21 protein-coding genes are annotated in these 18,323 nt (G+C 48.1%); 15 read left to right on the top strand and 6 right to left on the bottom strand.

Annotated elements, in window-relative coordinates:
• A complete protein-coding gene (locus tag ACYVAM_RS27835; protein ID WP_461073237.1) occupies window positions 1-603 on the bottom strand; it encodes a DUF305 domain-containing protein in 603 nt (200 codons plus the stop codon).
• Window positions 604-789: 186 nt separating this feature from the next.
• Between ACYVAM_RS27835 and ACYVAM_RS27830 the strand changes: the two genes are divergently transcribed.
• The 12 genes from ACYVAM_RS27830 to ACYVAM_RS27775 all read left to right on the top strand — a co-directional run bounded on the left by ACYVAM_RS27830 (window position 790) and on the right by ACYVAM_RS27775 (window position 10,267).
• A complete protein-coding gene (locus ACYVAM_RS27830; protein ID WP_461073235.1) occupies window positions 790-1,917 on the top strand; it encodes a LytTR family transcriptional regulator DNA-binding domain-containing protein in 1,128 nt (375 codons plus the stop codon).
• Between the two features lie 373 nt (window positions 1,918-2,290).
• A complete protein-coding gene (locus ACYVAM_RS27825) occupies window positions 2,291-3,406 on the top strand; it encodes a Fic family protein (protein WP_461073233.1) in 1,116 nt (371 codons plus the stop codon).
• Window positions 3,407-3,714: 308 nt separating this feature from the next.
• A complete protein-coding gene (locus ACYVAM_RS27820) occupies window positions 3,715-4,281 on the top strand; it encodes a recombinase family protein (RefSeq protein ID WP_461073231.1) in 567 nt (188 codons plus the stop codon).
• 173 nt (window positions 4,282-4,454) lie between these two features.
• Complete coding sequence (locus tag ACYVAM_RS27815; protein ID WP_461073229.1) at window positions 4,455-5,162, top strand: low molecular weight phosphatase family protein; 708 nt, start codon at window positions 4,455-4,457, stop codon at window positions 5,160-5,162.
• Window positions 5,163-5,225: 63 nt separating this feature from the next.
• Window positions 5,226-5,552 (top strand): ArsR/SmtB family transcription factor, encoded by a 327-nt coding sequence (locus tag ACYVAM_RS27810; protein ID WP_461073227.1) that lies wholly within the window; start codon window positions 5,226-5,228, stop codon window positions 5,550-5,552.
• Between the two features lie 81 nt (window positions 5,553-5,633).
• The gene (locus tag ACYVAM_RS27805; RefSeq protein WP_461073225.1) at window positions 5,634-6,491 is read left to right on the top strand and encodes an arsenite methyltransferase; all 858 of its coding nucleotides are present in this window, start codon (window positions 5,634-5,636) and stop codon (window positions 6,489-6,491) included.
• 16 nt (window positions 6,492-6,507) lie between these two features.
• Window positions 6,508-6,933, top strand: coding sequence for an arsenate reductase ArsC (locus ACYVAM_RS27800; protein WP_461073223.1), 426 nt, complete (start codon window positions 6,508-6,510; stop codon window positions 6,931-6,933).
• Window positions 6,934-6,936: 3 nt separating this feature from the next.
• Window positions 6,937-7,386 (top strand): arsenic resistance N-acetyltransferase ArsN2, encoded by a 450-nt coding sequence (gene arsN2 / locus ACYVAM_RS27795; RefSeq protein ID WP_461073221.1) that lies wholly within the window; start codon window positions 6,937-6,939, stop codon window positions 7,384-7,386.
• Entirely contained in the window at window positions 7,383-8,447 is a 1,065-nt protein-coding gene (gene arsB / locus ACYVAM_RS27790; RefSeq protein WP_461073219.1) for an ACR3 family arsenite efflux transporter, read from the top strand. Before arsN2 ends, arsB begins: the two co-directional genes overlap by 4 nt.
• Window positions 8,444-9,247 (top strand): metallophosphoesterase family protein, encoded by an 804-nt coding sequence (locus ACYVAM_RS27785; RefSeq protein WP_461073217.1) that lies wholly within the window; start codon window positions 8,444-8,446, stop codon window positions 9,245-9,247. Before arsB ends, ACYVAM_RS27785 begins: the two co-directional genes overlap by 4 nt.
• Before the next feature lie 35 nt (window positions 9,248-9,282).
• Entirely contained in the window at window positions 9,283-9,891 is a 609-nt protein-coding gene (locus tag ACYVAM_RS27780; protein ID WP_461073215.1) for a hypothetical protein, read from the top strand.
• A 13-nt stretch (window positions 9,892-9,904) separates the two neighbouring features.
• Window positions 9,905-10,267 (top strand): YnfA family protein, encoded by a 363-nt coding sequence (locus ACYVAM_RS27775; RefSeq protein ID WP_461073213.1) that lies wholly within the window; start codon window positions 9,905-9,907, stop codon window positions 10,265-10,267.
• 9 nt (window positions 10,268-10,276) lie between these two features.
• Here the strand turns inward: ACYVAM_RS27775 and ACYVAM_RS27770 are convergent, their stop codons facing one another.
• Window positions 10,277-10,711 carry a hypothetical protein gene (locus ACYVAM_RS27770; protein WP_461073211.1) on the bottom strand — a complete coding sequence of 145 codons (435 nt, stop codon included), beginning with the start codon at window positions 10,709-10,711 and terminating at the stop codon, window positions 10,277-10,279.
• A gap of 66 nt (window positions 10,712-10,777) precedes the next feature.
• Between ACYVAM_RS27770 and ACYVAM_RS27765 the strand changes: the two genes are divergently transcribed.
• A complete protein-coding gene (locus tag ACYVAM_RS27765; RefSeq protein ID WP_461073209.1) occupies window positions 10,778-11,176 on the top strand; it encodes a MerR family transcriptional regulator in 399 nt (132 codons plus the stop codon).
• Between the two features lie 294 nt (window positions 11,177-11,470).
• Here ACYVAM_RS27765 and ACYVAM_RS27760 read toward each other — a convergent pair whose 3' ends face one another.
• A complete protein-coding gene (locus ACYVAM_RS27760; RefSeq protein ID WP_461073207.1) occupies window positions 11,471-12,721 on the bottom strand; it encodes a hypothetical protein in 1,251 nt (416 codons plus the stop codon).
• 213 nt (window positions 12,722-12,934) lie between these two features.
• Between ACYVAM_RS27760 and ACYVAM_RS27755 the strand changes: the two genes are divergently transcribed.
• On the top strand, window positions 12,935-13,513 hold the full coding sequence (locus tag ACYVAM_RS27755; RefSeq protein ID WP_461073205.1) for a DUF305 domain-containing protein: 579 nt from the start codon (window positions 12,935-12,937) through the stop codon (window positions 13,511-13,513).
• Between the two features lie 25 nt (window positions 13,514-13,538).
• A complete protein-coding gene (locus tag ACYVAM_RS27750; protein WP_461073203.1) occupies window positions 13,539-14,120 on the top strand; it encodes a DUF305 domain-containing protein in 582 nt (193 codons plus the stop codon).
• A gap of 130 nt (window positions 14,121-14,250) precedes the next feature.
• On the opposite strand, the gene ACYVAM_RS27745 is transcribed toward ACYVAM_RS27750, so the two are convergent.
• The 3 genes from ACYVAM_RS27745 to ACYVAM_RS27735 all read right to left on the bottom strand — a co-directional run bounded on the left by ACYVAM_RS27745 (window position 14,251) and on the right by ACYVAM_RS27735 (window position 17,962).
• The gene (locus ACYVAM_RS27745; protein ID WP_461073201.1) at window positions 14,251-15,780 is read right to left on the bottom strand and encodes a hypothetical protein; all 1,530 of its coding nucleotides are present in this window, start codon (window positions 15,778-15,780) and stop codon (window positions 14,251-14,253) included.
• 338 nt (window positions 15,781-16,118) lie between these two features.
• The gene (locus ACYVAM_RS27740; RefSeq protein ID WP_461073199.1) at window positions 16,119-17,216 is read right to left on the bottom strand and encodes a glycosyltransferase family 61 protein; all 1,098 of its coding nucleotides are present in this window, start codon (window positions 17,214-17,216) and stop codon (window positions 16,119-16,121) included.
• 422 nt (window positions 17,217-17,638) lie between these two features.
• Window positions 17,639-17,962: a hypothetical protein gene (locus ACYVAM_RS27735; RefSeq protein ID WP_461073197.1), complete on the bottom strand. Its 324-nt coding sequence runs from the start codon at window positions 17,960-17,962 to the stop codon at window positions 17,639-17,641.
• Window positions 17,963-18,323: the final 361 nt, after the last annotated feature.

The raw sequence follows: 18,323 nt of genomic DNA, 5'->3' as shown, positions 1-18,323 counted from the left end.
TTAGTTTAAGTAATCGGTCATCTGGTCAATTTCGATTTGCTGACTGGCCATGAGCCCTCGGGCGTAGGCTTGAATAACCCGCTCATCGCTGAATTGCAAAACGACTTTTGCCATGGCAAGAGCCGCCTGATGGTGGGGCTTCATGACAGCCGCAAACGCTCGGTCAATATCAGCCAGCGCTTGATCGGCCGGCAGGTCATTCATCATTCCATTCATCGTTTGCTTCATGGCGGCCCCAAAGGCAGCGGGTGCCAGGGCGGTGTCGGCCCTGACCTGTTTGAGCCAGAGCTGCATTTGTCCGATCTCGCTTTGTTGATCAATCAGGATACTCTTGGCTAATTGAATCATCTCCCGGTCGTGACCGTTGGCGATTTCATAGCTTGCCATGGCGATGGCACCCTGATGATGAGCCAGCATTTGGTGCAGAAAAGTGGCCGCTGGCGAATTGCCCACGGGTGCTTGGTCCATCCGAACCATCATCGTATCCATCAGGGCCAGATAAACGTTTTTAGCAACGGGTGCAGGCTGGGTATGATGGTGGTGCTGGGCGTGGGCCCACGGATTGATGAGGAGGAGAACAAAAAGTAAGCAGGCAGTTTTCATACGCATCCGTTTATTACTGTTTGAATAAGCTTCGTAGCTTGTCTGACAAAGATGGTAGCCCGAAGATAACCCCTACCGAGAAATGGACGCCAAAGGGGAAAAATGGGGGGTGAAGCCGAATAAAACGCGCCGAAAAGTCTCGCTAAAGCCGTTATTTCGTTGGACGTGGTTGGAAAATTCTATGAAATGAAAAAAGAAAAGGTATATCTGTACACCGTGCTGGCGCTCTCGCTGATTGTCCTGTTGATTAGTCTGTTGACCCTAAATTACTTGTTTTCCAGGGTAACCAACCAGTTGCTCGAAGCGCAACTGGAAGGCGGCAAACGGGAAATTCGGGAAATTCAGCGGTTGCTGGAAGGACAGCTAAGTAGTGGTATTAAGAAAGAGCAGGTGGCCGCTAGTTTGCAGAAAAGCATCGAAAATACGGATACCCAAACCGGCTTTGTGTGCATGTATGACACGGTGGGTAAAGAGATCTGTCACCCCGATCCGAGTCGAATCGGCCAGCAGATCGACAAAGACAATTCAGTGGTTCGACCGATTACAGGCCGGGAAAGCCAATCGTTTTATGACTTGCTCAACGACGGAAAAGCCGCCGGAGGCTTGCGAACGTTTAGCACCAGTGGGCGTGGATCGGAGATCATTTATGTGCAACCGATCGCCAACACGAGCTGGATGTTAGCCTCCCATGCGAACCTGCAAGCCATCCATCGACAGCTTAATGAGTTACATACCCAGTTTTTGTTAGGCCAGGGACTGGCCGGTACCTTAATGATTTTGTTATCATTTTTGGCCGTGCGGTGGCTTGGCAATCGATACCAGCAGCAGTTGGAACGGGAGAACAACCAGCTAACCGATGAAGTCAACAGCTTGACGGCCCTGAATGCCAGCCTGGTCAGTTATCAGTCGAAAGTTCAAAATGAGCCGGAAGAATCAGTGGTCGAGGGGCAGGCCATACCGGCGGAAGAAGCGGGTAGCCGACGCCGGATTCTTACCTACTGGAAAGACGAGCTAGTGGTGATTGGTACCGATCAAATCGCTTACTTTCATACCGAACAGTCCCTAACCTATATTTACTGCCAGGATGCCAAGGTGTACACTAGTAGCACGAGTTTGGATGAACTTCAGAAGGAACTCGATGCCAATCAATTTTTTCGGGCCAACCGGCAGTTCCTTATTTCCATTCGAGCCATCGAGAAGATTTTTCTGTATGGTAAGCATCAATTGAAAATCGCCATTAGTCCCCAACCTCCGGAGGCTATTTTAATCAGTAAAAACAAAGTGGCCGAGTTCAAGCAATGGCTCAACCGGTAAATGGCTGTTGTTTATGGCCAGGTACTCGGTAACCGTCAACTCGATGATCCGTTGTTAGGCGCATTGATCCAATGGGTTTGTTAGTTTAATACAATTTCCACTTGATGGCACTTAAAAAATAATAATGACGAACGTATTAATTTATTCTCAAAAAACGCTCATTCGTGAGACGGCTTACTATATCTTATGTTGAAGAGTCCTTTTAGAGCGAAGTAAATAACTACTCAGAATTCTGGGTAATTGAAACTACGTTCGTAATACTTAGTGAGCTTGTAGCATACTGAAAGTTGAAAAATAAATATATGAGTTATAGATTCTTTTCTATAGCTCATATATTCACTAATATTGAGCTATAGAAAAGAATCTATAACTCATGAAATGGATTTGGCAGCTACCGAAATGGCCACAGTTCACATTTGATTTAACAAAGTTTGCTCACTTTGAGAGAGAATTTCACCGGAATGCAGGGGTGATCATCGGATCATTAGCTGCTGTTTCTGCCGATGAAGTCAATGAATTACGGGTTACTTTACTCAGTAATGAAGCACTTGACACCTCAAAAATTGAAGGAGAGATCTTAGACCGTGACTCCGTTCAGTCATCGATTCGCAAACAGTTAGGCCTACAAACGGATGGGAGAAGAGCAGGGCCGAAAGAAACAGGTGTTGCTCAGATGATGGTTGATGTAGTCAAAACCTATCAGGAGCCACTTGCCCAGGAACGTCTTTTTTTGTGGCACAAAATGATCATGAATGGCCGAATTGATCTAGAAACGATTGGCGGATACAGGACCCATGCCGATCCCATGCAAATCGTATCAGGTCGTTTAGACATGCCTAAGGTATTCTATGAAGCTCCTCCATCCGATCGTGTAGAAGTGGAGATGAATCAATACATTAATTGGTTTAATCGGGCAACTGAAGCGCAATTACCAACGGTTATTCATGCGGGGATAGCCCATTTATATTTTGAATTGATCCATCCCTTTGAGGATGGAAATGGGCGCATAGGCCGTATCATTGCCGAAAAAGCACTGGCCATCGGAGCCAGACAAACTTTGATTACCTCCTTATCCAGTACGATCGAGCGAGACAAAAAAGCCTATTACCAGGCTTTAGAGCGGGCAAACACCTCTTTGGACATCACGGAATGGCTGATCTATTTTTCCAAAAAGATTCTAGAAGCACAAGTCTATGTTCAGGAAATGATAACCTTTATTGTCGACAAGGCTCGATACTTTGAAACCTACAGTGCCCAGTTAAATGATCGTCAAATTAAAGTAGCGTTACGTTTATACCAAGAAGGACTATCTGGCTTCAAAGGAGGCTTAAGTGCTGAAAACTATATTCGTATTACCAAAACCTCAAGAGCTACAGCTACCCGAGATCTAGCCGAGATGGTTGACCTCGGCGCTTTAAAGAAGCAAGGAAAGTTACGACATACGCGCTATTATCTTCCTTCACGGGACGTAGCTGAAAAAGAGCCATAGCTTGAGCTGGTAGACCAGTATCCTTTAGTCGATACCCTTACATAATGCTTTAAGTGGGGTAGCGGACCTTGAGTTAGTCGGTACAAATCGAACAGCCATCACAAAATAGAACTGTCTCACAAAAGCACCTCACAAGGAGCTGAGGAATTTTGTATAAATCTGCTTCTTCAATGTGGCGATAGCAGACCGTTATTTGAAAAGATGCAACCAACTAATCACTAATCGCATCTCCTCAAAAACGATCTACATCAGTGCCTACTATTGTGGCAGGTTGACCGACGGTTGGCCGCTGCTGTTCGAATACTTTTATGCTATTTGGCTACGCCCGTGTCTCAACACAAGATCAAAACTTGAACTTGCAATTGGATGACCTGAAAAAAGCAGGTTGTCAAAAGATCTTCCAGGAGAAAGTTTCCTCGGCTAAAGAACGGCCCCAATTACGGAAGCTACTGGAAATTCTGCGAGAAGATGATACAGTTATTGTCTGGAAGCTTGACCGGCTGGGCAGGTCATTAAAAGAACTCTTCACGCTAGTCAACGACTTTCAGACCCAAGGAATTGGTTTCCGCAGTCTGAATGATGCTATTGATACCACCACTGCCCAAGGTCGCTTGGTGTTTAACCTATTTGCCTCACTGGCCGAGTTTGAACGGGATCTGATCCGGGAACGAACCAAAGCAGGTTTAGCTGCGGCTCGAGCCAGGGGACGCATCGGCGGACGACCCAAAGGACTTACGCCCGAAGCCCAAGCGAAAGCACGGGCTGTTAAGTCTATGTATTCTCTTAAAACTCATACGATTTTAGAGATTGGTCAGTTATTTCACCTAAGCCGAGCGACGGTTTACCGTTACTTAGCTTGGCAAGAAGTAAAATAACGGCTGCTGCTTAAAATGGGCGTTTAAGGAGACACTTAGATGACTGATTATGCCATAAGATATATAGTCGGACGAACGATTACTCATAAATGCCACACGAATAGCAAATTAATCGTAACTTTACGATAGAAAAAGACTTTGTGTCTGAAAGTAGTAATATATAATACCGTGCTATGAAGCTTTTTAGCCTATTTCCAATTTATCTATTGCTCACAACCGCTATCTTCTTGGGCAATCATCCCGACAAAAAAGTGGTATTGAATGGCTCTCTAACGAGCTATATCAACGGTATTAAGCAGGATTTTTCGAAAATCTCCAGAGATCGCAAGACTGAATTAGACAAAATTGCGGACTTTATTCAACTCAAAGTAAACGCTAAAGAGCCTGTCCAACTAACGTACATCTGTACTCATAATTCCCGACGCAGCCATTTCGGCCAACTATGGGCAGCTACAGCCGCTGCTTATTATGGCGTTCCAGGCGTAAAAACCTTTTCCGGTGGAACGGAAGTCAGTGCCTTCAATGAACGGGCAGTAGCTGCCTGCAAACGAGCGGGATTTGATGTTAGCAAAGCATCAGAAGGACCTAACCCAATGTATGCTGTTACTTACGCATCGGGCGCAGAACCCATTAAAGCGTTCTCCAAGAAATACGATGATGCCAGCAATCCCCAGAGCAATTTCCTGGCGATCATGACTTGCTCACAAGCCGATAAGGCATGTCCCATTGTGAAAGGCGCAGCCCTGCGGGTAGCGACGCCTTATGACGATCCGAAAGCTTTTGATGGCACACCCCAAGAAACCGCTAAATATGACGAGCGGTGCAAGCAGATTGCTACGGAAACGGTTTACGTTTTTTCCAAAGTAAAGATAGTCATTTAACCAGCTTGTAAATTTTGCCTATCGCAATATTGCAATGAATAAAAAAGCTGTTACCTTTGAGACATGGGACTGACCAAAACCGAAATATTCACCGAGGAACAAAACCGCATTGCGGATCTGGCAAAGGCCTTTGCTCATCCGGCACGGGTAGCTATCCTACAATTGCTGGTGGCCAGAAAAGCGTGCGTCTGCGGTGATCTGGTGGACGAGCTGGATTTGGCCCAGGCGACCGTTTCACAACACCTAAAAGAACTGAAACGCATTGGTATCATTCAAGGCGAAATCAACCCGCCCCGTGTATGCTACTGCATCAATCCCCCCGTATGGGAGGAAGCTCAAGGCGTATTCGGAGCCTTGTTTGACACGTTCGTACCAGTGACCTGCTGCTAGTCAATCACCGAGCCGCCTGTGCGGCAGGTGTTTTTTTGCCTGAATCAATCGTAATATTACATTATACCAATAGGTAAACATATGGAAACTGCCGAGCAAATCAAAGAAGTCGTACGCCAGAAATACGGCGCGATTGCCGAACAACCAGAAACAAGTAGCTGCTGCGGCCCTACTTCCTGTTGCGGGCCTGAAACGGTCGCGAATGTACCCATTGATATGACCGTGGGCTATGACGAGCTGAAAGGCTACGTTGCTGAAGCTGATTTGGGATTGGGTTGCGGCCTGCCTACTCAGTTTGCCCAGATCAAACCCGGCGATACAGTAGTGGACCTTGGATCAGGTGCAGGCAATGATTGCTTTGTGGCTCGTGCTGAAACCGGCGAAACTGGCCGCGTGATCGGCCTGGACATGACCCCCGCCATGATCGACCGTGCCCGCAAGAATACCAAGACACTTGGTTTTACTAACGTTGAATTCGTCTATGGAGACATCGAGGACATGCCGTTGCCGAACAATCTGGCCGACGTAGTGGTGAGTAACTGCGTGATGAATTTGGTCCCCGATAAGGTGAAAGCCGTTGCTGAAACCTTCCGTATTTTGAAGCCAGGTGGACATTTTAGTATCTCCGATATTGTACTAAAAGGTGAACTGCCCGCAGGCTTGCAACAGGACGCCGAGCTTTATGTGGGTTGCGTCTCTGGGGCCATCCAGAAGAGCGAGTATTTGCAGCTCGTTGAGGATAGCGGTTTTACCAATATCACCGTGCAGAAAGAGCGTGAAATCGTCCTGCCGGATGAGGTGATGAAAAACTACCTGTCGGACGAAGAAATCGCCGATTATCGCCAGCAGGACAAAGGTATTTATAGCGTCACGGTGTTTGCTCAAAAGCCCGAAGAAGTGGTCACAACGGCTTGCTGCCCTCCCGGTTGCTGCAACTAAATTCAATCAATCAGCCATGAAAAAAATCCTAGTACTTTGCACGGGCAATTCCGCCCGTTCGCAGATGGCCGAGGGCTATTTGCAGCATTTTGCGGGCGACCGTGCCCAAGTCTATAGTGCAGGTGTTGCGCCCCACGGCGTCAATCCGCTAGCCATTCAGGTGATGGCCGAAGACGGCATCGACATTTCACATCACACCTCGAATCATGCCGACGAATACGTGCATATTCCCTTCGATTATGTCATCACGGTTTGCGACAATGCCCGCGAACAATGCCCGTATTTCCCCACGGCGGGCGAAATGATCCATCATAGCTTCCCCGATCCTGGCCACACCCCCGGCGAAGATCCATTGACCTCCTTCCGCCGGGTGCGCGACCTTATCAAAACATACAGTCAGGAACTCATCGCCAGCCGTTTGGGCGAGGCCGTACCGCAATAAACTATGGCCATACACATCGAACCCGCCCAACCGGCCGATAGGGAGGCCGTCATTGCCCTGCTGGTTCAAGGACAGCTTTTAACCGAGGATCTACCAACCGGCCTTCCTGATTTTGTCATTGCGAAATACGAGGAAACCCCCGTTGGGGTGGCCGGTCTGGAGCGCTTCGGCCCGGTGGGTCTGCTGCGTTCGGTGGCCGTTGATCCCCACTACCAGGGCAAGCAAATTGCTGCTCAACTGGTCGGCCGATTGCTGGAAGCCGCCCAGGCATCCAGCCTGCAAGAAGTGTATCTCATCACCAACACGGCCGACCGCTATTTCGAGCGACAGGGCTTTCAACCGGTCAACCGTCAGGAAGTGCCTGCGGCCATCCAACAGACGCAGCAATTCAGCGACTTATGCCCGTCATCGGCCATTGTCATGAAACGCGCGCTAACCCACGAACCTACATGAGTGCCCCCCGTCTTTCGTTTCTCGACCGCTTTTTGACCCTATGGATCTTTCTCGCCATGCTGATTGGCGTGGGCATCGGGTATTTCTTCCCGCAGTCGCAGGGCTTCATCAATCAATTCAATTCGGGCTCGACCAATGTACCGCTCGCCGTTGGCCTGGTGCTGATGATGTATCCGCCTTTGGCGAAGGTGCGTTATGACGAGCTGCCGAAGGTGTTTGCCAATACCAAAATCCTCGGTCTGTCACTGCTGCAAAACTGGATCATCGGCCCGCTGTTAATGTTCGGTTTGGCGGTCGTCTTTCTACTTGATAAACCCGAATACATGACCGGCCTAATCATGATCGGCATTGCCCGCTGCATTGCCATGGTGATCGTCTGGAATGACTTGGCCAAAGGCGACCGACTCTATGCCGCTGGCCTAGTAGCTTTCAACAGCATTTTTCAGGTACTGTTCTATTCGGTCTACGCCTACGTGTTTATTACCGTGCTACCGCCCTTATTCGGTCTGAAAGGCTACACGGTCAACATCACGATTGGCGAAGTAGCCAAGAGCGTTTTCATCTATCTGGGGGTACCATTTCTGGCCGGGTTGTTCTCGCGGATCATCTTGACCAGGCTGTTCAGCAACCAGTGGTACGAGGAACGATTCTTGCCCGCTATCAGCCCAATAACCCTCATTGCGCTGCTGTTTACCATCGTCGTCATGTTCAGTCTCAAAGGGCAGTTGATCGTGTCGATTCCGTTTGATGTGGTGCGTATCGCCATTCCGCTGACGATCTATTTTGCCATCATGTTTTTTTCGGCCTTCTACCTGTCGAAGCGGGCCGGGGCTGATTACGGCAAATCTACGTCGCTGGCTTTCACCGCAGCGGGCAATAATTTCGAGCTGGGCATTGCGGTGGCCATCGCCGTTTTCGGGATCAATTCCGGCGCGGCCTTTGCCGCCGTGGTTGGCCCGCTGATCGAAGTGCCGGTGCTGATTCTGATGGTCAATTTTGCGCTCAAACAAGAGAAGAAGTTTGCTCCCCACTACACAAAAGCATTTCAAAAACACGCATGAAAATTGCCCTGTTTTCAGACATTCACGCCAATCTGCCCGCGCTTGATGCAGTATTGGCCGACATTGACAGCCGCCAGCCTGACGCGGTGTATTGTTTGGGTGATCTAGTCGGTTACAACATCTGGCCGAACGAAGTGATCCGCACCATTCGCCAGCGTGGTATACCGACGATTGCCGGGAATTATGATTATGGCATCGGTCGCAGTTCCGACGATTGTGGATGCGCCTACAAAGAGGAACAGGAAAAGGCCAATGGCAAAGTGTCGATTGCCTATACTAATGCTCAGGTAGGTAATGATGAACGGAACTACCTGCGCACACTCCCAACCCATATTCGGGTAGAATTCGAGCTAGGCAATGACCCCGAACATCTTTGGCAACAACAAACCCCGTTCACGCTGCTGCTGGTGCATGGTAGCCCCCGGCGCGTGAATGAATATCTGTTTGAGGATCGGGGCGACCGCAGTTTGGGCCGCGTGATCGAGGGAGCAGGAGCCGACGTGATGTGCTTTGGCCACACGCACAAACCCTTTCACAAAGTGGTGAGTGCCGAAGCAGAAGGCCAGGAAACCTATTGGCGTCAGGCCATCAATATTGGTTCCGTGGGGAAACCAAAGGATGGTGATCCGAGAGCCGGTTATGTGCTGTTGACGATAGACGAAACAGCGCAGCCAGGTTCACGCGAAGGGGTGGCCGTGGAGTTCGTGCGCGTTGCCTACGATGTAGAAAAAGCGGCCCAGGCCGTTGAGCAAAGCGAGTTGCCGGATGCCTACGCGGAAGCCTTGCGCATCGCCCGTTGATCGACCTACCCGACCGCTCCTAAATCTCCCAGCGTATGAAAAAGATTCTATGTTGGTTCGCCATTGCCGGGATGCTGTATTTTGTGGCAGCTCCCGGCCTTGCTCAGTCGAGTAATAATTACCTGATCGACTACACACGGGAGGGCGCATGGCGATATAGCAGCGTCAGAGAAACACCCTACCAGAGCAACGGGCGGGTAATTCAGCACCAATTAGCCGCGCTAGGTAAGAAACTCAATCATTTGTCGGTGGTTGATGGCTCGGCCTATTCGCAGCTCCAAGGCGATTTACACGGCTATTTGCAACGGCTCGAAAACGACTCTCCCGATTATGGCCGCGCAGAGGTGTATCATGCCGTTTTACTACGCCTGATGCAGTTCGAGGAGTCGATAAAAGAAAGCCTGATCGATAACCGGCAGGGCGACCCGCACCCAATAGCCGCCGATGGGGCAAAACCGGACGAAGGTCAGCAAGCCGCCGTTCTACCGTATGCGTTGCTCTTTCGTCGGCAGGATCACCGCTCCAAGCTAGTGCATATCGTCACCAGTGGGAAAGTCACGATTCTAAAGCATGGCCAGACTTACTGCCTGGTGCGGTGCGGCCCCCATGAGGGATATTTGCACAAAGGAATGATCCTCTGGTAACGGCCCATTATCTTTGACCGAACGTCCTAGCGTTTACGAGCATGCTTCTACCTGTTTTAAAGTCCATTTTAGTATTTATTCTGGCTGGCTTGTGCGAGATCGGGGGGGCTACTTGGTCTGGCAATGGATGAAGGAAGGCAAACCGCTCTGGTATGGCATTGCTGGCGGTATCATTCTGGCGGGCTATGGCATCGTGGCCACCTTTCAGCCCGCCGTTTTTGGCCGGGTATATGCCACTTATGGCGGATTTTTCATTGTGATGGCCCTGATTTGGGCTTGGAAGGTGGATGGATTTAGGCCAGACAAATACGATATTATTGGCGCATTAATCGCGCTCGTCGGGGTGTGCATCATCTATTACGCGCCCCGCAATTAAGCAGCCAGCCTAGCGAACGGCGGGCTTTTGTAGTTTGTCGAGTTCCATCACCAGGTAGACCATTTCCTTTGTTTCGGCGGAATCGCCCATCTCCAACGAAATCGGGCCTTCTTCGGGCTGAAAGGTTAGCTGAAAGACGAGCCAGGGGCAGCATAGTCGCTCGAATTTGATAAATTCGGCCAGATCGCCAATCATGGCATTATCCGACTTCTCGAATACCAGCTCATAACTATTGGGATGCTCTACGGCGCGCGACACTTTTTTAAAAAGCGTCTGATACAATTCATTCATTCGCTTGATCTGGTCTTTGTCAGTAAGCTTACAGGCCAGGGCGATTTTCTTTTTCAGAACGGTTTCGGTTTCCATCGTCTTTGTTGTTTTTGTCTGAGCCAGGCAGGACAGCAGGAGCAGCCAGGCGAGCCCGGTAAGCAGGAGTGATTTCATAGTTTTTCTGGTAAATTTAAACGGTGGAGTATAGTCCACTGTCAAGCGTTTCACCGATAAATCTTTATGCTCATTGGCATCATTGCCCACGAATCGGGCTTTTCCCGCGACACAATTCGGTATTATGAAAAAATCGGCCTGTTGCGCCTGCCCAAAAAAGCCAGGCGGGAAAACAACTATAAGGAATATTCACCGGCCATTTTATCTCGGCTTCGCGCCATCAGGGAATTAAAGAACATCGGCTACACGCTGGCGGAAATTCAACAGGTCATTGCATATTATGAAACCAGCGGGCTGGACTGCATTGCAGGCAAAGACCAAGTACTAGAAAAAGTTCGGCTAATTGATCAGCAAATCAACCAATTGCTCACGATCAAAGAACAGTTGTTGGAAGCAGTCGCCGATTGCCCCGATCACTGCAAGATTATTGCAATCCTTGATGGAGCGTTAGGCCAAGGCGGGTAAAGTCGATAGCTTTTGTTCACATGCATATGTTCGTATGCTTGTGAAAAGGGTCGCACTCTCTTGTCCTGATTTTATAACGACGTTTTCACGGACGATTTCTAATAATGGTCAATATTTATATAAACTATTCATTTATAGCGAGATAAATAGTTCATTAAATAGCGTTCATCACCCATTTATTGACCAAAAACGGCTGTGACCCGTGCGAAAAGCGACTCAGCAGGTCGCGATTTTGGTCTTGCTAAGCGCCTATTTTAGGTCAAAGGTCACAAACTATACCAGGTTAAGACAGATTCACACGGCCCTTGCAATTTTCTCCAAAACCCGATGGTTATCCCCGAATCGACATAGTGCATCGCAGTGGGTGCGCAGGTCCGACATTAGAATGTAGCGAATTGGGGTATTCGTTTGTTTAATCGAGGGACGGGTAAGCTGCATTTCTACTTCTTTTCGGCGACTGTCAGGAACAACCAAATAGAGTGTCGTAGCATGATCGGGCAGCGAGCAGGTCAAATCAGTCAGCCGGAGAATACCGGAGTAGATCGATGTACTTTTTTCCACCTCGAACGCGCAAATAATCCGACCTGTCCCCTTCTCCAGCCACACTATGTCAATCAGACTAATCGTTTGGCTTGTTTCAGGCGCAACAGGTAAGGTAGGCAAGCTAGGCAGGCTTAAAAACGAAAACGAATGGCCATTATACTGACGGGACATATCATTGCGGGCCGCTACTACATCATAGCCTAAGGCTCGCCCAATAGTCAATAGATGAAACTGCATCTCACTATGGGCTTGCGTTTCCTGCTGTTCGTCTACAACTTCCTTGTGGCGTTTGGTGAGTTGTTTTTGAAGCTTTTCCCGGTCGATTGGCAATTGATCGGCTAGGCCAGTAGGTAGCAGGTTCCCCGCACCCACCTCAAACAATAGGCCCGCTATGGCACCCAGATCATTGGAAAGCTGGGTGCGGTTTTCATTATTAATAGAAAGCAACTTCTCCCGAATCGCCAGATACTCGGACCATGAGCCAAGCTTTCGGCGTTCGTTAAACAGACGATTATAGCCGTTGATAATGGCCGTATTAAACGGAGGTATCCAGGTCGGATGCAAGAAATAAAGGATGCTGGCCACAGCAGGCCCTAGCCCTTTAATTTTGTAGCTGTCAAGCCGATTAATTTCGGAAATAATCGTTTCGGGCTTGGTGGCTTTCAAGCAGCACTCCAGAAATTGCCCAAACTGCCGTTTGTGCTCTTGGTTCTCGTAAATATCCGGAATACGCAGTTTTGGTTTCCAGTAGAACGGGTGTGATGCGCCCTCAAAAACCTGCTTTTGTTCAGTAATGCAACTGAGCACAAATTCCAATGAACTGCCCTTAAAATCATTCGGGAATGAGTCGTCTTTGATGTCACTGATGACTTGCAGAACCCCGCGTCTAATCGAGCGAAAGGCCTTCAGGCGATCTTCATTGTGTAAAAACCAGCTTTGATAGGTGAGGTCCGGGTTTTGTTTGTACTCCTCGATAAGACGGGCAAAAGGCTCTGTTGGCATGCTAGGTGTGAAGCAGTTAATCGAACACCTAAGTTAATAACTGTGATGTGCTTTACCGAGTGAATATATAGAAATTCTGTAACCCTACCGGGCAATATTGTAAAAACTGTCATTCCTCACCGACCGTTAATAGAAGACAAAATCACATAACTCAACACAATGAAAAACAACCTATTGGGCTACGCAGCAACAGCCATCTTGTTGCTATGGACTATGACATCTTGTAACTCGAATCGCAGTGATGGCATTACTCCGCAAGCGCACGATGCAAACGTCTATCAGCAGATTATGCACGCCAACATGACACAAATGAACGCCATGATGATGACAGGCGACGCAGATCATGACTTTGCCCAGATGATGTCAATGCACCATCAAGGCGCTATCGACATGGCGAACCAGGAACTGAAGAGCGGCAGCGATCAAACCATGAAGACGATGGCGCAATCAATTATTACCTCGCAAACCAAAGAGAAAACCCAGTTCGCTCAATTCATCAGCGGTCATCAACCGACCGCTTCCGAAGGCGGAAAAACCTTCGATATGATGGCCATGCAAGGAATGGAGAAAATGATGAAGGCACAGGATACCCGTCTTCTGACCGGCGGATCAGACGTTGACTTTACCGCTCTGATGATTGACCACCATCAGAGTGCGCTGGATATGGCTCAAATGGAGTTAAACTACGGTAAAGTTGAGTCGATGCGCCAAATGGCACAGATGATTATTGACGAGCAGAAAACGGAGATCAGCAACTTTCAGGACTGGTTAATTAAGAACAAACCCTATTGATCCACAAAAACGTAATCAATTAATTATGAAAACGAATCTGTTTATGCTGGTTGCCTTGTGCGTGGCTACGCTATTCACCCAACCGGTCCTATCCCAGCAATCAGCCAGTAATGCCATGATGAAATCCATGCAGGCGGGCATGAATCAGATGATGAGCATGAAAATGACGGGTGACCCCGACCATGATTTTGCCATGATGCTCAAGATGCACCATCAATCGGCGGTTGAAATGTCGGATATGGAAATCAAACAGGGTAAAAGTGCAGCGGTAAAAAAAATGGCTAACCAGATTAAAGCGGCTAACCAAAAAGAGATCGGTGAATTGACGCAATTCATGACTACCCACAAACCCCAATCATCCTCGTCAAAATTAGGCCAGAAAGGTATGGAAATGATGCATAGCGGCACCCACTCCATGAACGGCAATGTTGACCACGACTTTGCCAGTATGATGGCTCAGCATCACCAGCAGGGTGTAGCAATGGCAAAGGCATTCCTGAAGGAGGGCAAGACGGAGAAAATGAAAACTATGGCCAATTCGGTTATCAAACAGCAAACCAAAGAGCAAACCGAACTAAAAAACCTAGAAGCCAAATTGAAAGGTTAAGTAACTCCACTAGGTAATTTGGCCCGACTTGCAGGTAAGCAGGCCGGGCCAAATTAAGCTCAGCGCGTTGAAGATTAACCAAGACTTTCCCCTGAGACCTCCGTCATTTTTAGCGCATGGGGTCGTTTCTTTAATGCATACCCCCCATGCCGTTCATGCCGCGCATCATGTTCTTCATCAGTGAGGGTGTGAGTCGTACGTAAATTTCACCTGATAGGGGCATTGTCCCGTAATAAGGTTGTAGGACTTTTTCAGGCATATTGCCCGTTACCTGCGCGCCCATGACCAAATCCGTGCTGGCAATCTGAATAAATCGGTAGTTCATTCCCAGTGTTAGGGCATTATTGACTAGCACCCGTTGGGTGGGTAATTCTGATTCTAAACCAATCTCATCGGGCGATTTACCTACATATTCATAGCGGCCATAAAATGCAGTTTTACCCCACTGTAAACTACTTTCGGCTAAGAAGGCATTCTCATTAAGACCGTGCGAATTATTTAATCCCCAAACGAACGCCGAGGCAATGTAATGGTCAGGCTGACCACCGAGCGGTAGGCTATGCAATACCGAAGCCGTTGTCCGAGTAACATTTTCCTCGGGATGAAGGTCTTCTGGGCTTTTGATGTAACCCTGCGAAAACTGGAAGGCTAGGGCGGGAGAAGGATTAATCGAGATACGGTATGAATAACTATCGAAACGGGGACGGTCAAAATTGTACCGGTTTTCGTTCGGTTCTCGACCCGTAAACCGAGAGGTTTCCAGCTTGGCCCACTTGTAGCGAAATCCTACCGTCGCTACACCGAATAAAATGTGGGTAGCATCTTCCCAGTGGTGGCCCAGCGGAGCATCGGGGTTATTAAAGGTTGAAATCCGGTGCATGAACGCGGGCGGTCCCAGGGCCGGTTCGCCAGGATATCCTACGTATCCATACAGGTCAATATCCGGATTAAAGGCGTAAGTATAGCCAATGGACAGTTCGGATAATAGGTCATGCGGGTGTTGGCGGTCGATTAATGGTTGGCCTTTGTAGGACTCCCCCGATTGATAGAGAAGGGGATACCCCCCGTTGCCCACCGTCAGGGCATCCAGAGAAATCATGGCCCGTACCAGCAGTAGCCCACGCTGCCCCACCCGGCGCTGCGCCATTCCCATAAACCAGTTGGGCGCGTCAACTTGTCTGTCACTTCCTCGCTTATCTCGATTATTGAAATTCTGACTATTATAACGTAGAAACACGCTATAATGAAGCATATAGCTCCACTTTTTGCCATGTTTCATGTAGGCGTACATTGGTGTGTTGTCGGGGTGCCAGGAAGTGCCCGACCCATTTCGATTCATGGGTAAATTACGCGAAAATGAGTGGGTCATCATCATGCCGGGCCGCGTTCGGCTTGAATCGCCCATCATGCTATGGTTCATTCCGGGCATACTTCCCATATCCTTCTTACCCTCATGATTCATCTGGCTATGATCCATTTGGTCATGCTTCATGCCTTCGTGGTTCATCATACCTGATTTGTTGACCTGTTGAGGTTTTCCCTTTATAGGCTTGGTCGTATCGGAAGACATCGTTCCCATCGTCGACATGGAATGTTGTTGAGCAACTGCGCTTGTCGTCACCCCGTGGCCCAAAAGGAGAAAGAAAAAAAATCGCTTCATAACGTTGATTCGTTTAGCAACTAAAAAATAGAAGCGGGCCATCAATCCTGCTTTAGTAAGCGTACGTTGTTTGTGGGTCTATTTCGTTGAGTATCGCCTTTATTAGCTCAATTTCTGCGCGCTGGCTAGAATTAAAAGTTAGGGCCAATTTCTTAACTTCAGAGTCATGAAGTACGGCTTGTTCGCTCATTAAAATGGCTGCGGCACAATGGGGTATCATACCTTTATGGTTTCCACAACGTTGAGCTAATCTCCTATTAACTTCATGTCGGGCGAATCCTCTCTTCGATGCACTTGTAATTTTAGCGGGAAACGCTTACAAAATTGCCTGTTAATGACTAGGTATCGTTCGATATCTTTCGGACCTCTTGATCAAAAAGCGCGTTTAACCCTCGTTCAATGTCCGAAATTGATACAGAAATATCTTCCTCAATCGGGTTTTGGCGAGTCTTATAAGGATGCCCCTGATAATAGGCTGAGTACTGAAGACCCATGAGTTCAGCGAGATACCTAAAATGACCAACAACGTAATTTGGAGAGAATAATTCTACTAAATGCGTACCCGGCTGACACCAGATAATGTTAGAAAACGATGCACCGTGTGGCCCCAGAATAACAGAGGCTCGATTATAAATTGAAAGCTGTTCAGCCAGGGAACGTGGCTTATCTTCGACAATCCTAAAATTGTATTGCTCCAATAAACAAATCAATGCCTCCTCATTGATGATCCGGCGACGTCCCGCCCGGCTGATGTACATACGTTCCCGCTTTTTATCCACGTTTTGAATCAAGGGATACAATCGCTCCCGTAGTGCCCGAACATCGGCTTCATTGGGATAAAACCAATGCCCGCTACTGCCCAATAGACACGTTTTAAAGGTAATATTATACTGGCGGCTGTCTAAAATCTGCCCCGGCGCAAAACCTATATACGTTAGTAACTCCCGTTCGTAAGCCGTCTTAAATAGGGGGTACGAAACGACTGACCGATTGAACAGATCTTTCGGAAACGTATTTTCTATTCGGCAAAGTTTGGCCGCCACTATGTACATGAAATCATAGTAACCACCAATTAAGTAACCATCCTGATAATGGCTAAAGGGGGCTACCAGCGTATTTGTCTCATAGCGTTTTCGGCCTTGCCAATGGAAACGCTCTTTCAAGAGATTCTCAGTCCAAAAGTCGGTGCAAAGTGCTTTGCCTTCGGTCAACACATTACCCGAATGAAGTAGGGTTGTCTTACGTTCATCAGGTTGGTAGGCCCACACATAATTTGGAAACGTAATGGCTTCCTGGCTAGTAAAGATGACTTTATGCGAGTCAGCAATATCGGTCACTTCAGGGAGCAGTAGCTGATTGACTCCCTGTACCGACCGCTGGAAAGGGCTTAAAAAGGCAACGGTTTGCTCTTTTGTTAGAGAGGTTATGCCAACCAAACGGCCTAACCAAGTTACTACTTGTTGGATAACATTCTTAACTGTAGCCGGTATACTATTCTTCATTCCCTATCATGGATACAATGAACCCGGTTACCGGCCCCTATAGTCTAAGAAGGAATGGCCAAAGATTGATTTTCAACTTAATAAGTCAAAAAATGGGACGGTGAATGGGTTGCCAAACTTAGAGAAAGACCTGTTCTAAAGTCGGGCCTTTGTCTTGTAAGATTGACGGTCAGAACTTACAATTTTTGAGGATTAAATTGACTATCCGCAGTCCAAGCTGTTAATCATCACCAAGGCCGACCAGAGTGCGTTGGCCATCCGGACTTTTGTTCTCGTGTGATTAGAGAAGAAACTTGCCCCTATACATAGGTAGTTTCGTTCAACATAACCTTATTTCGATGCCTTGTCTGCATTAATTAATGGACACCCATGTCACCGCTTACCAGGTGTTTAAGGATAATGAACAGAACTAAACTGACAATACCGATCAGAACGTAAAATCTCAATGATGTTTTAGGGCTAATGGCGCTGACCGGCACCTCCTTTTTTCGACCGATGTCATCCCATCGCCCAGATTGGATTCTACCCCACGGCTTGTAGACCGATACGGTGGTAATCACCAGCAGTAATAAAAAAGCGGCACCTGCATCGGCAATAAGTTGCACCCGTAAATTAGGTAGCGTATTTGGTGGAAAAGGATTTTGTGAGGCTACCCTGGCTATATCGCTTATTGGCTTCATGTGAAGTAATAACAAGATGGTGGCCGCAAGAGTAAGCACGAGCTTGACGACTATCCAATACTGGTTGAATAACCCCCATCTCGTACCCAGAGCCTGAATAAGTCCTGTAACTAAGGAAGCCAGGCAAAAGGGAACGATAACGTACCAGCCACTCAACTCCATCGCCAGGTAAGCGGCACGGGCCAGTTGTATATTCTGACTCGTTACACCCGCTATGGCTAGTACTAAGAAGACGGCAATAGCACCCAGCCAACCAACAGCAAATGTGATATGCGAGGTTAGTACTACTTTGCTGAGTTAGGGCGTCAACGTCATGGCTTTAGTTATTGAGAACGTAAATGTAAAGGGGCAGTTTAAACGG

The organism is Spirosoma horti (assembly GCF_054776595.1).
Note: the sequence above shows the minus strand (reverse complement) of the source record. Positions and strands in the feature narration are given on the sequence as shown.

Bases quoted from the DNA above. Each gene is read 5' to 3' on its own strand.
- ACYVAM_RS27750 (WP_461073203.1), top strand. From the start codon at position 13,539: ATGAAAACGAATCTGTTTATGCTGGTTGCCTTGTGCGTGGCTACGCTA.
- ACYVAM_RS27830 (WP_461073235.1), top strand. From the start codon at position 790: ATGAAAAAAGAAAAGGTATATCTGTACACCGTGCTGGCGCTCTCGCTG.
- ACYVAM_RS27810 (WP_461073227.1), top strand. From the start codon at position 5,226: ATGGGACTGACCAAAACCGAAATATTCACCGAGGAACAAAACCGCATT.
- arsB (WP_461073219.1), top strand. From the start codon at position 7,383: ATGAGTGCCCCCCGTCTTTCGTTTCTCGACCGCTTTTTGACCCTATGG.
- ACYVAM_RS27770 (WP_461073211.1), bottom strand. From the start codon at position 10,711: ATGAAATCACTCCTGCTTACCGGGCTCGCCTGGCTGCTCCTGCTGTCC.
- ACYVAM_RS27825 (WP_461073233.1), top strand. From the start codon at position 2,291: ATGAAATGGATTTGGCAGCTACCGAAATGGCCACAGTTCACATTTGAT.
- ACYVAM_RS27755 (WP_461073205.1), top strand. From the start codon at position 12,935: ATGACATCTTGTAACTCGAATCGCAGTGATGGCATTACTCCGCAAGCG.
- ACYVAM_RS27800 (WP_461073223.1), top strand. From the start codon at position 6,508: ATGAAAAAAATCCTAGTACTTTGCACGGGCAATTCCGCCCGTTCGCAG.
- ACYVAM_RS27805 (WP_461073225.1), top strand. From the start codon at position 5,634: ATGGAAACTGCCGAGCAAATCAAAGAAGTCGTACGCCAGAAATACGGC.
- ACYVAM_RS27780 (WP_461073215.1), top strand. From the start codon at position 9,283: ATGAAAAAGATTCTATGTTGGTTCGCCATTGCCGGGATGCTGTATTTT.
- ACYVAM_RS27735 (WP_461073197.1), bottom strand. From the start codon at position 17,962: ATGAAGCCAATAAGCGATATAGCCAGGGTAGCCTCACAAAATCCTTTT.
- ACYVAM_RS27785 (WP_461073217.1), top strand. From the start codon at position 8,444: ATGAAAATTGCCCTGTTTTCAGACATTCACGCCAATCTGCCCGCGCTT.
- ACYVAM_RS27815 (WP_461073229.1), top strand. From the start codon at position 4,455: ATGAAGCTTTTTAGCCTATTTCCAATTTATCTATTGCTCACAACCGCT.
- ACYVAM_RS27760 (WP_461073207.1), bottom strand. From the start codon at position 12,721: ATGCCAACAGAGCCTTTTGCCCGTCTTATCGAGGAGTACAAACAAAAC.
- ACYVAM_RS27765 (WP_461073209.1), top strand. From the start codon at position 10,778: ATGCTCATTGGCATCATTGCCCACGAATCGGGCTTTTCCCGCGACACA.
- arsN2 (WP_461073221.1), top strand. From the start codon at position 6,937: ATGGCCATACACATCGAACCCGCCCAACCGGCCGATAGGGAGGCCGTC.
- ACYVAM_RS27820 (WP_461073231.1), top strand. From the start codon at position 3,715: ATGCTATTTGGCTACGCCCGTGTCTCAACACAAGATCAAAACTTGAAC.
- ACYVAM_RS27745 (WP_461073201.1), bottom strand. From the start codon at position 15,780: ATGAAGCGATTTTTTTTCTTTCTCCTTTTGGGCCACGGGGTGACGACA.
- ACYVAM_RS27835 (WP_461073237.1), bottom strand. From the start codon at position 603: ATGAAAACTGCCTGCTTACTTTTTGTTCTCCTCCTCATCAATCCGTGG.